This is a genomic window from Maribacter sp. Asnod1-A12 (assembly GCF_045063735.1).
Lineage (GTDB): Bacteria > Bacteroidota > Bacteroidia > Flavobacteriales > Flavobacteriaceae > Maribacter.
This window is the reverse complement of sequence record NZ_JBEFNZ010000006.1, coordinates 3,509,952-3,525,841: the sequence shown is the minus strand read 5'-3', so window position 1 is coordinate 3,525,841 and position 15,890 is coordinate 3,509,952. Positions and strand designations below refer to the sequence as shown.

12 protein-coding genes are annotated in these 15,890 nt (G+C 31.1%); 8 read left to right on the top strand and 4 right to left on the bottom strand.

Going from position 1 to position 15,890, the window contains the following annotated elements; genetic code table 11:
• Positions 1-88: 88 nt before the first annotated feature.
• Complete coding sequence (locus ACJJVP_RS15230) at positions 89-769, top strand: DUF2461 domain-containing protein (protein ID WP_405414888.1); 681 nt, start codon at positions 89-91, stop codon at positions 767-769.
• On the opposite strand, the gene ACJJVP_RS15225 is transcribed toward ACJJVP_RS15230, so the two are convergent.
• Complete coding sequence (locus ACJJVP_RS15225; protein ID WP_405416217.1) at positions 758-1,168, bottom strand: glyoxalase; 411 nt, start codon at positions 1,166-1,168, stop codon at positions 758-760. The genes ACJJVP_RS15230 and ACJJVP_RS15225 overlap by 12 nt on opposite strands.
• 274 nt (positions 1,169-1,442) lie before the next feature.
• On the opposite strand from ACJJVP_RS15225, the gene ACJJVP_RS15220 reads away from it, so the two are divergent.
• Positions 1,443-1,847, top strand: coding sequence for an acyl-CoA thioesterase (locus ACJJVP_RS15220; protein WP_405414886.1), 405 nt, complete (start codon positions 1,443-1,445; stop codon positions 1,845-1,847).
• On the opposite strand, the gene ACJJVP_RS15215 is transcribed toward ACJJVP_RS15220, so the two are convergent.
• A complete protein-coding gene (locus ACJJVP_RS15215) occupies positions 1,844-3,133 on the bottom strand; it encodes a dipeptidase (RefSeq protein ID WP_405414883.1) in 1,290 nt (429 codons plus the stop codon). The two genes, ACJJVP_RS15220 and ACJJVP_RS15215, sit on opposite strands and share 4 nt — an antisense overlap.
• 143 nt (positions 3,134-3,276) lie before the next feature.
• Here ACJJVP_RS15215 and ACJJVP_RS15210 point away from each other — a divergent pair, with 143 nt between their 5' ends.
• The 6 genes from ACJJVP_RS15210 to ACJJVP_RS15185 all read left to right on the top strand — a co-directional run bounded on the left by ACJJVP_RS15210 (position 3,277) and on the right by ACJJVP_RS15185 (position 12,845).
• Complete coding sequence (locus ACJJVP_RS15210) at positions 3,277-5,037, top strand: ATP-binding protein (RefSeq protein ID WP_405414881.1); 1,761 nt, start codon at positions 3,277-3,279, stop codon at positions 5,035-5,037.
• Position 5,038: 1 nt separating this feature from the next.
• Complete coding sequence (locus ACJJVP_RS15205; RefSeq protein WP_405414880.1) at positions 5,039-5,404, top strand: response regulator transcription factor; 366 nt, start codon at positions 5,039-5,041, stop codon at positions 5,402-5,404.
• A 250-nt stretch (positions 5,405-5,654) separates the two neighbouring features.
• Positions 5,655-7,727, top strand: coding sequence for a hypothetical protein (locus tag ACJJVP_RS15200; protein WP_405414878.1), 2,073 nt, complete (start codon positions 5,655-5,657; stop codon positions 7,725-7,727).
• Positions 7,720-9,150 carry a glycosyltransferase gene (locus tag ACJJVP_RS15195; RefSeq protein ID WP_405414876.1) on the top strand — a complete coding sequence of 477 codons (1,431 nt, stop codon included), beginning with the start codon at positions 7,720-7,722 and terminating at the stop codon, positions 9,148-9,150. Before ACJJVP_RS15200 ends, ACJJVP_RS15195 begins: the two co-directional genes overlap by 8 nt.
• Positions 9,151-9,258: 108 nt before the next feature.
• Positions 9,259-11,532, top strand: a complete 2,274-nt coding sequence (locus ACJJVP_RS15190; RefSeq protein WP_405414873.1) for a sulfatase-like hydrolase/transferase — start codon at positions 9,259-9,261, stop codon at positions 11,530-11,532.
• Positions 11,532-12,845 carry a YaiO family outer membrane beta-barrel protein gene (locus ACJJVP_RS15185; RefSeq protein WP_405414870.1) on the top strand — a complete coding sequence of 438 codons (1,314 nt, stop codon included), beginning with the start codon at positions 11,532-11,534 and terminating at the stop codon, positions 12,843-12,845. The genes ACJJVP_RS15190 and ACJJVP_RS15185 overlap by 1 nt, the downstream gene beginning before the upstream one ends.
• Here ACJJVP_RS15185 and ACJJVP_RS15180 read toward each other — a convergent pair.
• Together ACJJVP_RS15180 and ACJJVP_RS15175 are read right to left on the bottom strand one after the other, a co-directional pair.
• A complete protein-coding gene (locus ACJJVP_RS15180) occupies positions 12,835-14,127 on the bottom strand; it encodes an interleukin-like EMT inducer domain-containing protein (RefSeq protein ID WP_405414867.1) in 1,293 nt (430 codons plus the stop codon). The genes ACJJVP_RS15185 and ACJJVP_RS15180 overlap by 11 nt on opposite strands.
• A gap of 765 nt (positions 14,128-14,892) precedes the next feature.
• Complete coding sequence (locus ACJJVP_RS15175) at positions 14,893-15,756, bottom strand: RNA polymerase sigma factor RpoD/SigA (RefSeq protein ID WP_036154298.1); 864 nt, start codon at positions 15,754-15,756, stop codon at positions 14,893-14,895.
• Between the last annotated feature and the right edge of the window lie 134 nt (positions 15,757-15,890).

Sequence of the window (15,890 nt, the reverse complement as noted above, 5' to 3'; positions counted from 1 at the left end):
TCATTAGTTCATCAAAATTAACCAAATAAGTAAAAGTACTTCTCATCTAATGGTTAACTTTAGCTTAAAATCACAACAGCTAAGTCGAATGTTAGAAACGAATATTACAAAAAGCACATTTCAATTTTTAAATAAATTAAAGAAAAATAATAACAGGGATTGGTTTACGGAACATAAGGCTGAATTTAAAGCAGAAGAGACTAAGGTGAAAAGCTTTTTCAATCATGTGCTTGATAAACTAAAATTGCATGATGAAATTGAAAAATTAAAAGTATTTAGAATTTACAGGGATGTTCGTTTTTCTAAAAATAAGACACCCTATAAAACACACCTTTCCGCTTCTTTCGCTAGAGCAGGTAAGCATCGTAGAGGTGGATATTACTTGCAAATAGCACCAGGGAATAGTTTTATTGCAACCGGATTCTGGAATCCTGAAAAAAATGATTTGCTACGTATTAGAAAAGAGTGGGAGATAGATACCACGGACTTAACCGATATAATAGAGGATAAAAAATTTAAATCTATTTGGGGAGACTTAGTTGGTGATGAATTGAAAACTGCACCAAAAGGATTTGATAAAGAAGATCCCAACATTAAATTTATCCGCAAAAAACAATTCATCTTCGTAAAGAACTTTACAGACAAAGAGGTTTTGTCAGATGATTTCGCAGATAAAGTTAACGATAGCTTTTCAGCTATACGTCCTTATTTTGATTTAATGAGTACTATTCTAACTACTAATTTAAATGGCGAATCTTTATTGGACTAATTCATATTTTTCAAAATATTGAATTTGATCTTGAATTCTTTTTACGACCATATTCATCATTCTTTTATTTAATGCAGAAGAGTTTTTTATATAGATTTCATATTCTTCAACAGTAAATTGACCAATGATCATTCCCTTTAAGGAGTTTCTGAACTTAATATCTTTTTGAATTGAATTGGCAATGTAGCCCATGCGTTTTTCAATCTTTAGTTCATAAAAACTATTCTTCATTTTATGGATATAATTCTGGTAAGATGCTAGAAGTAAATCGTTTTGAAGCTTTATAATTGGGCGTAATGTCTGGTTTTGAAACCTTTCATCATCACTCATGTTGGGCATTATTTTGGCAGAGGCAATTAAAGGGCGAATAGATTGCAATTTCTGTGTCCTGTCCATTATGTTTTGATTTTACCTAAAGGTACATATAAGATAAAATTGATATTTAACCTCTGTAATAAGTTTTTAACCTGTTATGAACAATCATGTTAGAGACAAAAAACAGCTCATAATATTAGGGTTCTAATAATTCTGACAAGCAACAATTGTTAATATGTAACTTATTAAATATGTAATTGTTACAATTGGTAAATCGGTCTGCTTAGAAGTAGAAAATGTTAGTATTGAAAAATTTTAGGACTAACTTTGCGTTGTAGAATTTCAAAATAAAGAAGCTATGAGATTTCATACTAGAAAATTAGTTAAGCCAGGTGATTTAAACTCTAACGGAACATTGTTTGGGGGTAGATTATTGGCTTGGATCGACGAAGAGGCAGCACTATATGCTATTATTCAACTAGAAAATGGTAAAGTAGTTACTAAATATATGTCAGAAATTAATTTCATGAGCGCAGCAGTAAAAGGCGATGTCATTGAAATAGGTATTGAAGTGGTTAAGTTTGGTAAAACCTCATTAACATTAAATTGCGAGGTACGTAATAAAATGAACCATGAAACAATTGTTACCGTTGACAATATCATTATGGTAAACCTTGGTGAAAATGGCAAGCCTGCAGCACATGGTAAAACTAAAATTGAATTTGTAAAAGATCGACTAGCGGCAATGGGTGAAGCTAATTAGCTTTCACCCATTTCTTTTGCAACTGCCTGTACTTCATCAAGTACTCTCATAAGGTTACCACCCCATAACTTTGCAATATCTTCTTCACTATATCCGCGTTTAACAAGTTCTAAAGTAACATTAAAGGTTTCAGAGGCATCATTCCAACCATCAATACCACCACCACCATCAAAATCTGAACTAATACCGACGTATTCGATACCAATAAGTTTTACCATATAATCTATATGGTCCACAAAATCAGAAACGTTCACTGGTTCGGGAGCATCATTTTTTTGGGCAGCAAGTTCTTTTCCTATTTTAAGAACCTTCGGGTAATTATCCATAAAAGTTTCTTTTTCAGCGTCTGAAAGGCTTGATATTTGAGATCTTTGATACCAGGTGATATTTAATGAATCTGCTACGTTTTGGTATATAGATTTCATATATGCCTCTCTAGATTCATGCTTTTTTGTATCTAAATAAGAGCTAAAAGCCACGGTTTGTACAACCCCGCCATTTTCTTTCATCATCATCAACTGTTCATCATCTAAGTTTCTGCTATGCCCGCACAACGCTCTAGCGGATGAATGTGACGCTATAATAGGTGCTTTTGATAATGAAATCATTTGTTTCATAGCTTCTTTAGAAGGGTGAGAAATATCTATCATTATACCCAACTTGTTCATTTCTGCAACTGCTTGTTTACCTAAATCACTTAAGCCATTATATAACCATTTGTCATCTGCCTCTCCAGTATTAGAGTCTGAAAATTGGCTATGCCCATTATGTGCCAATGAAATATAGCGAGCTCCTAAATCATAATATTGTTTAAATTGGTTCATATCCAAACCAATTGGGTAAGCATTTTCAACACCTATCATTGCTGCTTTTTTACCCGAACCAACAATTCGCTTTACATCTGCAGAATTTAGTGCCAATTCTATTTGATCTGGTGCTATTTCTTCACATAATTTATGAATTGCCTCAAACTTTTGCATGGCATTTTCTTTAGCCTTGGCATAACCTTCATCTGTTAGTGTATCTTGACCTGTGTAAACAATAAGCCAGGTGACATCTAAACCACCTTCTTCCATTTTTGGTAAATTTATTTGGGTATCTAACCTTTGACTATAATTTACACTATCGGTAAAGTTTTTTACATTGATATCATTATGGGTATCGATAGTTATTGTATTATCATGAATTCGTTGTGCTTTTTCTAAGGTAGTTTCTATTGCTTTTTCCTTTTTTTCTCCACAAGAGATTAGCGTTGTAATACATAATAGATAGATAAACTGTTTCATGTCGTGAGTTTAGACCTACAATTTAGCTGTATTCACAACAAATAACCAGTCTTAGAGAACATTTTATTGTTCACACAGGGCTAAAGGCGCATTTTTAGATTATTGTAAATAATTATAGCCTTAATCTAAAGATTACATAATATATGCCTATTTCAAAAACTAAGGATTTACTTGGTCAATTATCTCAGCTAGAAAGAACAGTTAGTGAGTTTTCTTTTGAAGAGTTAAAAACCGATGATGCCAAAATTTTAAAAGCTTCTTTTGATAAATTTAGGTATAGTTTAGAAAAACATATATATCCATCAAATGAAAAAGGCATGGATATAGAAAAAACAGAAGATACTAAATCTTCAAATCAAGATATTTCTCAAAATCAATTTATGGCTCATATAAGTCATGAAATTAGAACTCCTTTAAATAGTATTATTGGTTTTGCTAATCTTTTGAATGAAGAGAAACTTACTGCTGGGCAACATAAAAAAGTTGATGCCATACAATTTGCTTCAAATACCCTCCTTAAATTAATCAATAAGGTTTTAGATTATTCTAAAATTTCTTCTGGTAATACCAATTTTGAGACTGTTGATTTTAATTTACATGGATTACTCAAAAATGTAATGTTTTTATGTGAAACTTTAGTTGTAGATAGAAAAATAGAACTCTTATTAGAAATCGATGATAAAGTTCCTGAAATTATTACTGGTGACCCATCTAAATTATCTCAAGTACTTTTAAATTTATTAGGCAACTCCGTCAAATTTGTTGAACAAGGCTTTATAAAATTAGAGGTTTTTTCCAAAGAAATATTGGGCCAGAATTGTTTGCTTGAATTTTCAGTGGCTGATACCGGTATTGGTATTTCTCAAGAAAAAATTAATGCCATTTTTAATCAATACGAACAAGCTGAAGACGATACCTCGAATAAATATGGAGGTACAGGCTTAGGCTTAACCATTACAAAAGAAATAATAGAAAAACTTAATGGTCAAATCGAAATTGAAAGTACTTTAAATAAAGGCACTTCTGTAATCTTTAGATTGCCATACCCTTATGGTGATGCCAAAAAAGTAGTTGATGAATCTTTAAAAAAAATCACCAAATCTAATAGAAAGAAATTATTAGCAGGAACCGAAATCATGGTTTTTGAAGATAATCAAATGAATCAGCGTTTGGTTGTTGAACAATTAACTAAATGGGGTTGCAAAGTACATACGAACATTACTGTAAATAAGGGAATAGAAATTTTAACTTCTAATACCATCGACCTTATTTTAATGGATTTAAAGATGCCTGGTCAAAATGGTTTTGAGGTATCAAAAATAATAAGGTCTTATAATAATTTAAGTGTTAAATCCATTCCCATTGTTGCATTTAGCGCCGATTTTACAGAGCAAGATGGTAAAGACTGCAAAGAAATAGGCATTAATGATTTTTTGCTAAAACCTTACACTTTAGACAACTTATTGAAGACCATAATTAAAAATAAAAAAGATAAACCTGAACAATTAGATTTCACTTCAATGCTGCAAAAACCAATGATTGAGCCAAAAGAAACTACGGTTATAAATCTAAATCACTTATTTAAAGATTGCTTTGGTGAAATAGATATGCTTAATGAACTAGTCAAGTTATTCAAACTAAATGCCATTGAGTTTATCGGTAATGTCAAAATCCATCTAAAAACCGAAAATTTAAAGGAAATAGCCCTTTCTGCACATAAACTTAAAGCAGGTTTTGCCATGATCAAAGCAAATGGCATGCGTAACTTAATAGTTGAAATAGAAAATAGCTGTAAAACCAATAAGCCTAATAAAGTAAAAGAGTTGTATGATATTTTTTTGAATGATTATCCAATATTAGAGGATAATCTAAATAATGCTTTAGAAATACTGAATAAAAAATAATATGGACAAAAATGTGCTATTAGCAGATGATGATCAACTACTAGCTTCTTTACTAAATTTTAGATTAAAGAAAGGTGGTTATAATGTACACCATTCTGCCAATGGTAAAGAAGTGAAAGAATATCTACAAAACCAAATGCCAGACATCATAGTAAGTGATATTATGATGCCATATTTTTCTGGTATCGAGTTAATTGATTTTGTACGAAAAGATCTCAAATCAAATACACCTATTATTATTATTTCATCTGCAGGTAACGAACAAAATGTACTCACTGCTTTTGAATTAGGTGCAAATGATTTTATTACTAAGCCCGTAAGTCCAACTGAATTATTAGTTCGAATAGCAAGAGAAATAAATAAATAACAAAAATTTGTTAAGCCCCCTAAGACAAATAAATATAACATTAATTACAGCTCCAGAATTCAATTTAGAATATCTCTGGTGGTTAACTATATTGTTTTTTGTCTTATCGGTAATTTACTTTATCGGGGTGTTTTTTGTTAGAAATAAAATCAACACCGTCAACAAACGAATTAAAGATAAGAAAGTTGAATTTTCCCCAATGATCAACGAGTTTCTTTTTTATGAAGACTCAAATACTAAAGAGGAAAAAATGAATTATTTAAATCTTAAAATCCAAATTAGAGAATTAATAAAGAAAGATTTTGATAGAAAAGTATTGACCGAGGTATTGTTAGATCTTCGTAAAGATCTTTCTGGACAATCTCAATCTGTTTTAATCGAATTGTATAAAGATTTAGGTCTTCATAACGATGCTTATGAGAAGTTAAAGAGCAGAAAATGGCAAATTGTTTCTAGCGGAATTTTAGAGTTGACTACTATGGAAGTAGATGAGGCTTATAGCTTTATAATAAAATTCATAAATCATAGACAAAGTACTATTCGCAAGCAAGCGGAAATAGCTATTGTTAACCTTAAAGAAGAAGGAATAAAATATTTTTTAGATAATACAAAGTATAAAATTGCCGAATGGCAACAACTAAAAATATTAGATGTACTTAGGCATAAGTCTAATTATAATCCTCCACAATTTGGACTTTGGTTGACGTCTAATAATGCTCATGTAGTTTTGTTTTCTTTACGCTTAATCAAATACTACAGCCAAAACGATGCAGAAAAATCGATAATTACTCTTTTAAAACATAAAAATCGAGATATTCAATTAGAGGCAATCGAATGTATTAAAGATTTTCATTTTATCAGTGCTTTACCTACGTTAAAATTAGTTTATCCGAAAGCTAACCATGACATTAAAATAGCAATTTTAGATGCAATTGGAGAATTGGGTTCAAAAGCAGAAATCATATTCTTAGAAAATTTAAAAACCTCTGAAAGACATTTCAATATTAAAGGAAAAGTGATAGGAACTTTAAATAAAATTAATCCAGAAAGTGTTCTTCCTACCAAAAACATATCAACAAGCGACTTTTATGATGCTGATTCAGAAGTAGCTTCTTTAAATATAGAAGTTCAATTATTGCCTGAAGTTGATTTTGAAAAAATTAATGAAGAGTCTTTGGAAATAGCAAAAGAAAAGATTTCTTCCAATCAAAATATAGAATTGGAAAAAGAAGTTGAGGATATAAATGAATCAATGAAATTAGAAGAAAACGAAAACCTTAAGAAAAACGTTTCCATTGAAAATAACATTTCATCTCATATAGAATCATCTGAAACAAACAGAAGTATTGACCTTACCGACATAGATTTGACATTTTTACCCCATATCAATAAAGAACCTGAATTAATAGAGAATATTCAGATGAACGATGCAAATGAAGAGATAAATACTGATGAGACTATTGAAGAGGAATTAACTTTTGATTTTATTCCTATAGTGGTCGACGAAATTTCGATTTATACAGACAATTTAAATTTTACAGAAGAGAAATTTGAGCCTTTGTTTGTTTTAGATGACCAATTAAAAATTGAAGATGAAGAATCTAATTTTTCATCTTCATCTCAGGCAAACATTAATACGGAAATGATAGATATTGATTGGTCTTCTATTTCAACCGGTACAGAAAATATTGTTAAACTTAATGGTACCGAAGACTCGTTAATTCATTTTGACGGAGACGTTATATCGTTTTCTGCAAACTTTATGTCTACAGCAGAATTAGAAACGATGGTTTTACTTGAAAATATAGCTGAGTTGGGAGACTGTCGTGAGCTCATATTATTGACTGAAATTATTAGTAATAACAGTTCTGAACTTGTTATTGAACGAGCAAATGAATTAATTAGAAAATTTTCATATCAATCACCAAGGCCCAAAGAATTATTTGCTGCCGAAAATGATTTATCAGAAAGTGTTTTTACTGATATTTATAGTCAAGCCGATTCAGAAACAAAACTTATTCTTTTAAAAGAGATAAAGAATTTTGGTAATAAAAAAGAAATTTTTTTATTAGAAAGTATTATTAAATCAGAATCAGATTCACTTGTTAAATTGGCGACAGAAGCTTTAAAGCAAATTAATTCTCAGTTAGAAATTCAAGTTGAATCTGATGAAACTAATGAGGACATTTTATTCGATGATGATTTTGAATTAGAATTAAAAGAATCCTTTAAAAAGAAATTAGAATCTGATCAAAATGGTTCTACTTTATTTGATCAATTATGTTCTTTATCCAACTCTTTATATAATAAGAATAATGGATAGTGAATTATTTAGTGTGGTATTGGAATACATCAATTTTGTATTCTTTGTTTTTACATTGATCTTATTTATTCTTTTTTCTGCAATGGCTTATTTCTCTACAAGAAACTCACTGCATTATAGAAATAAAAATAGCTTTACCGATATTTCAAAAATAATGGCTTCACCGTTGGCGCCAACTATAACCATAATCGCACCAGCTTATAACGAAGGGCTAACCATTGTAGAAAATATACGCTCATTATTATCATTACAATACGTAAACTATGATGTAATGGTCGTAAATGACGGCAGTAAAGACGATACATTACAAAAGCTTATCGACTCTTATGATTTAGAAAAGATAGATATTGAAATGGATCCGGATTGGAAATCTAAACCAGTGCGTGGCATCTATAAATCAAAGAATAGAGCTTTTGAAAAACTTACTGTAGTCGATAAAATGAATGGTGGAAAATCTGATGCTTTAAATACAGGTGTTGCATTATCCACAAGTAAATATGTTGGTTGTATTGATGTTGATTGCCTATTACAGCCAGATGCTTTGTTACACGTAGTGAAATCATTTTTTCAACGTTCTCAAAAAAGGGTAATAGCGGTTGGTGGTGTTATTCGTGTAGCGAATTCTTGTATAATACAAGGTGGTCAACTAGAAGAGATTAGGCTACCTAGCAATTGGTTGGCTAGATTTCAACTTTTAGAGTATACCCGTTCTTTTATTTTAGGTAGAATGGCTTGGGGTAGAATTGATAGTTTGTTAATTATTTCTGGTGCCTTTGGCTTTTTTGAACGTGAAATCGCATTAGCTGTTGGCGGTTATGATACAAATACGGTGGGTGAGGATATGGAGATCGTTTTTAAAATGCGCCGTTACATGCATGATAGAAAGGAACCATATACTATAGAATACATTCCTGACCCACTATGTTGGACCGAGGTTCCTGAGGATCTCAAAATACTTGTTAACCAAAGAGATCGTTGGGCTCGTGGTAACCTAGAAACACTGTTCAAGCATAAAGATATGTTGTTCAATTCTAAATATGGTAGGCTTGGTTTATTAAGTTATCCTTATTGGTTTTTCTATGAATGGCTAGCCCCTTTATTAGAGTTTTTTGGATTCTTTACTATTTTACTTTTTGCTTATCTAGGTATCTTGAATTGGGAATTCTTTTTCTTAATTACCCTTGCTATATTTCTGTTTTCTATAATGATTTCATTTTATGCCATTCTGTGGGATGTTTATTCTTATAATCAATACAGAAAAACAAAAGATATTTTAATATTAATGGGCTTGGCTATTTTAGAGCCTTTCATTTTTCATCCTATAGTAGTTTATGCTGCAGTTAGGGGTAATTATAAAAAATTGTTTAAAATAAAATCTGGTTGGGGATCCCAAGTTAGAAAAGGTTTTGCAAAAGCGACTTAAAACAAAATGAATACAAGCAGTATAGATAGATATTCTTTAAAGCAGTATACACGGCTTATGATATCCTTTTTTGGATGTTTGCTAGTGTTAACTCTGTTTCAATATGGTATGCTATACTATAAAGGCGTAATTGACACTATTTTCTCAGTAAGTATTGTCAAGGCTATTGTTCATCAAATTGGTTTTACTGCGTTAATGGGTATTGTTATGGTATTTCCTTTTAATTTTTGGGAAAACCTTAGATCAAAATACGGTTTCAACCTAGTCTTTGTATTGCTTGGTCTTATTTTAATTATTGAAACATTTCTTACAGGTTATTATGTTACAACCTTGGTACCCTTAGGTTCAAATTTGTTAGGCTATAGCTATGCGGATATTAAAATTACTATAGTAAATTCTATTGGTTATATGGTTTTCTTGTATTTGTTTATTGTAGTTGCCACATTAATTAGTTTATTCTGGGTATTATATAAAGTCACTTCAAAATTCTATCATAGAATTAGTAAAATGTATCCTTTTACCATAGTGCTATTCAGTTTGTTCATGGCATCTATATTTATTGATGGAAAACCAATAAACCATAACAAATCACAGTATTTGGCAGTTAATTTGTACAATACAGCTACTGAGGATAATTCGTATAATTCAGAGGAAGAATATCCATTGGTTAAAAGTGCGGATATTGAAGATGTACTTGGCGATTATTTTAATCTTAAGGAAGAAAAACCAAATATCGTTTTCATAATGGTAGAAGGTTTGGGAAGGGATTTTGTAGGTGAAGGTGCAGAATTCGGAGGATTCACACCATATTTAGATTCCTTGACCACCAAATCTTTGTATTGGGAAAATTTTTTAAGTAATACAGGTAAAAGGTTTGGGGTATTACCTTCTTTATTAGGTTCATTGCCATTTGGTAAAAACGGATTTATGGAGTTAGAAGAGTACCCGAATAAGTTGACAATGTTCAGTGTTTTAAAAAATAACGGGTATCACACTTCATATTATCAGGGCATTAATAGTTCTTTCGATAAAGTCGATAAGTTTTTAGACAGTGAGAATGTAGATTTTGTTTTAGATAAATCTGGTTTTGGAATCAACTACGAGCAACAAGCAAATGATGCAGCCGGTTCTTCTTGGGGGTATCCTGATATGGAACTGTTCAAGAAAGGTCTTAGTATAGATAGAAACAAAAACCAACCAAGGTTAGAGGTATTTATGACTATTAGTGCGCATGAACCTTTTATATCACCAAATCAAGAGTTATTTGAAGGTAAGGTCAAGAATAAATTAAAAATTGAAGATTTTAATTCTAAAGTTAAACGAATTGTAGAAAAGAATAAGAATGTTTTTGCCACACTTTTATATACTGATAACGCTATCAAATGGTTTATGGAATCTTATAAGTCACAACCAAATTATAATAATACCATTTTTGTTATTACAGGTGACCATAGGTTAAATCCTATTCCTCAACGTAATTCTATTAGTCGTTTTCATGTTCCATTAATTATGTACAGTCCTATGCTGACGAAAACAAGAACAATAAGCTCTATTTCTTCTCATTTTGATGTTACTCCATCCATACTAGCACTTCTTGATAATGCATACGAATTAAAAATGCCGAAAAAAGTAGCTTGGATGGGAGGAGCGCTTGATATGCAAACAACATTTCGATCTACTAAGAATATTCCTTTAATGAGAAATAAGAATGAATTAAAAGAATATGTCAGTGGTGAAAAATTTTTTACTGACGGTGATGTTGTGGATTTAGATAAAAATTTAAATATAAGCTCGGCAACCAAGGTAAGTTCGGTTGAAAGAGCATTGGAAAATTTTAAATCAGTTAATCATTACGTCACTTCAGAAAACAAAATAATTCCCGAAAATTTGACTGTTTTAGCAGTACAAAAAGAAAAGTTTACACGATCTGAAATTACATGGATCAATAGCATTTATGATGGCAACAATTTTGACAAGTCTTTTCTTAAAGCTAGAGATTTAGCTTTTGATAAAAAATGGGATGATGCACTTTTACTTTGTCGTTATATACTTTCTGAGTCGCCCAGTCATATTGACACTAAAATTTTAATGGGAAGGATACATATTTGGAAAGGTAACTATAATGAATCTGTAAAGATTTTGAAAGAATGTATGGTCATGAACCCTAATTATATTGACACCTATTCTGCACTTTTCGATGTTTATTATTGGTACAATAAATACGATGAAGGTATAGAACTGATTGCTATAGTTGAAGAAAACAGTGCTAGTGCTAATGAAATTTCAAATAAAATATCTAGATCTCGTAATATGGCTAGAAAAGCGGGAATAGATATCCATGAAAATAAGGCGACTAAAAATACGTTAGCATCTAACGACTAATGAAGTATTGTTATTTACATATCATCTTTTTACTACTATCTATTTTCGTTCAAAAGGTTAGTGCCCAAGAAAATACAAGCGGTGATCCAGCGTTTGATACTGCTTATGCGTTAGCTTATGAAGGTAAAACAAATACCGCGCATAATATACTTTATAATTTGGTCAATGAACCTACCACTAAAATAGAGATTTCTATTTTATGGGCGAGTACATTAAGTTGGAGGGGAGATTTTGATAAGGCAAGGTCTGTTTTCAATGACATTTTATCTTTAGATAAAAATAATAGAGAGGCATGGATCTCTGCAATTAAAAATGAATTATATGCTAAAAATTATTCCACTGCTGTAGGTTTAGCTAATAAAGGGTTAGGGTATGTTGAAAATGACCAAGAACTGATTCGGTTGCAAAAAATGGCTGAAGAAGGAGTCAATAATTTAGATTATAATGAAAAGGGTTGGTTTAATGTTGAGAGTGAAATTACCCAAATGTTTTCTAAACTAAATGAATCAAATACAAACAATGATAAAATAGAAATTGTTGAAGATGAGCCTATTCTTAAAACACCCATTGCGGAAGAAAAAATAAAAAATACTCTTTCGTTTAATAGTTCAGTTACATTTTACGACCAAATTTTTGAGCCGATTACCACTTCAAGTATTTCATATAATAGAGAAACAACTTTTGGTACGATTATTCCAAGAATTAATAACAGTAACAGATTTGGGAAAAACGGAATTCAATTAGATTTAGACTTATATCCTAAAATTGCTAAAGGTGTTTATGCCTATATTAATTATGGTTATTCTGAGTCTGATCTATATCCAAACCATAAAGTTGGCGGCGATATTTACTATAATCACAAAAGCGGTTTTGAATTCTCTGGAGGTGGTAGGTACATTAATTTCGCTACTAATGATGTGAAGTCGATTACGAATTCAATTGGTTATTATACAGGTAATTATTATTTTTCATTACGTTCATATATAACACCTGATTCTGATAACCTTACGAATATATCAGGTGATTTTTTGTTGCGCAGATATTTAAAAGATGCCAAAAACTATGTTGGTGTTAATGTAGGTGTAGGCTTCTCTCCTGAATTACGTCAGTTTACTTCTGGAGATCAGCTTTTAGCAGAAACTTTATTATTTATAGAATCGCAACGTTTAAGCTTAGAATATCAATTTACAAGTAAAAACAGTCTTAGTACCTATAGAGCCAATGTTGGAGTGCTACGTCAAGAAAAATCTTTTGATCCAGATAATTATTTTTATTCTATTTCTGCAGGTTTAACGTATGAGTTCAATTTTTAGAATTCATAGCGGAAATCCATTTATCTGCATACATACCGTAAACTAATCCTAGTTCGTTATCATATACATATTGTTCATCTTTTCCTGTATCAAAATTAACATTGAAAACATAAACTTTTATTCCTGCATCTTTTAATTGTAACATTAGTTTCTTTTGACTAGAAATTATTCTTCTTGAAACCGCCACGTGTTTTACATTGTTGACTTTTAGAAAATTTACCTTATCACCTTTAATGGTCATTAAAGGTTCTTGTGAAATTATAGTTTGTATACCATTTGCAGAAGCTTTTTCTATCGCCATAACACTAAACAGTTCCATAATTAGACGTTCTTTATCCACAAAAGCCTTGGCAAATGAAATAGGGTCATTTATCATACCTGTAATTAAGGTTGCATCTGGGTGGTTTTTAAACCAATTATTTATGCCGTCTATATCTAAAGTGGTGTAATCTCCATATATTTTTTGATTCATAAATTCAGCGTGGGTAGGGGGTAAGCTACCCATATAATCAGTAAAACGCGCCCACATGTTCCAATCATGTGCCGCAACTAATTTTCCGTCGGATGTTTCTATGATGTCCAATTCAAAATTTCGGAAGCCTTTTTTATAATTTTCGTCTAAGGCATTTTTAGAATTGGTCAATTTAACTCCGTTAACCTCTCCTCCGGCATGGGCGATATACCGATCTATTTTCGAATCAAATTCGTAAATCTCTTTTGGAAAATAAACATCTTTACTTTTTATAGTTGTAGGTACATTCAAACTTACGGTAATCGAGTTGTCATTTACCATTTCAACAATATCGCTGTTTATATTATGCATAACATAAGCCTGTCTGCCTCTTAATTTGCTTAACTGTATAAGACCTATTTGATGTAGTTGTTTTTCAAACCCCTTTAATTGTGCCGCAGCTGAATCATGAGCCAATATTGCAAATATTTCATTAGAAGTTAACATTTTAGAAATGACCTCAATAAAATCTATAACATCTTCTTTACTACCATAAGTATCAAAAGTCTTGAATTCAAGCTTATTTCCCGCCTGTAAATGAATGATTGTTAATCCGCGTTCTATCGCTTCGGTTTGTGATGCATAAACAAAAGTACTACGTTCATTTGTATTAAAGCTATGACTATTTAGAACTAGCTCGAATGATTTCAAATTAGTATAACTAGAATCTCTAACATTTATATTCTTTGCTCTTATAGATATATTTACAAAAAGAAAAATTAATAGCATTGCATATGTATGGTTGAATAAAAGTTGAGAGAGTTTTGTCATTGTAATTATATTTTCAATGTCATCAAAGGTATAAGATTATGAAGCACTTACTAATACTACCGTAAAAATGAAATTTGATCAACGGTATTGTAATCATAATACGCCTTATCTTAAAAGATATAAGGTGTTTGTTTTATGCCAAACTTAAACTACCAGTACCATTGCTTAAATATGATTATGTACTTTCTTTTAGTTTTTGAGTTTACTTAACGGTTTATAAATGTGTTTGTTTTGTGAATGTTATCGTTTAAATACCAATAAATAGGATGAAATACCACTTGCCAAACCTTGTAAAATAAAGGATTGAATGAAACTAAATGGTAAACAACACTTTTATATAGGTTTTACAACATTTTTAAATTAGTTCACCACAATTTATTGTCACAGCTTTAACATCATTATATATTTACTTCAAGATATGAATGCCCAAATCAAGATTAACTTTTAAACCTACAATATGCTTTACGACACCTACGGTGAAGAATACCTTTTGTTTCTTCAAGATTTAAATGAAATTCTTAGTATCAACGAATTAGCTGAGTTGGACTACATGTAAAAGTGAACCAAACCTAAAACCAAAAAAAATAGTACCATGGCACATCAAAATCAAGATTTCTCGTCTTATCAAAATTTTATCCAGGATCTTAATAGCATCCTAGTAAATTTTAACATCAACAAATTAACTTATTCTTAGTGTTCCAAACATTAGAAAAAAGAAAGCGCCCGTTAATACGGGCGCTTTCTTTTTAAATAATAAATATAAGTCTAGCCTAAATAGGTCTTAAGTAACTTACTTCTAGAGGCATGACGTAATTTACGAATTGCCTTCTCACGAATTTGCCTAACACGCTCTCTTGTAAGATCGAATGTCTGACCAATTTCTGCTAAAGTCATTGATTGTTGATCACCAATACCATAATAAAGCTTAACTACATCTGCCTCTCTTGGCGATAATGTATCTAACGCTCTGTTAATTTCAGTATTCAAAGACTGTTGTAATAAAATATTATCTGGTCTTGGAGATTCACCCGAACGTAAAACGTCATACAGGTTAGAATCCTCGCCTTCACGTAAAGGTGCATCCATAGATACGTGTCTACCTGAATTCTTAAGTGATTGCTTCACCTCAGAAACCGTCATTTCTAATTCTTTTGCAATTTCTTCTGGAGAGGGCGGACGTTCGTGAGCTTGCTCTAAATAAGAAAATGTCTTTTTAATTTTATTGATTGAACCAATTTTGTTCAATGGTAAGCGAACAACTCTAGATTGTTCAGCCAAAGCTTGTAGTATAGATTGTCTGATCCACCAAACGGCATAGGATATAAACTTAAATCCTCTTGTTTCATCAAATCTTTTTGCTGCTTTAACTAAGCCTAAATTTCCTTCATTAATTAAATCTGGTAATTTAAGACCTTGATTTTGATATTGTTTTGCTACGGAAACGACGAACCTTAAGTTTGCAGTGGTTAATTTTTCCAAAGCTGCTTGACTACCTTCGCGAATTTTCTGCGCTAGTTCTACCTCTTCATTCGCTGTAATCAAATCAATTTTGCTGATATCTTGCAAGTATTTATCCAGTGATTTCGATTCACGATTCGTTACCTGCTTGATAATCTTTAGTTGCCTCATATGTGTGTATGGAATTTAGAAGTTGTACAAGTTTACAGTATACCGCTTTTTATCCATATTTCCTAATCAATTTAACTATACTTCTACAGCATTTATTAGCTTTAACATAGAATTAAGCTTTTAGGAGGTTGTTT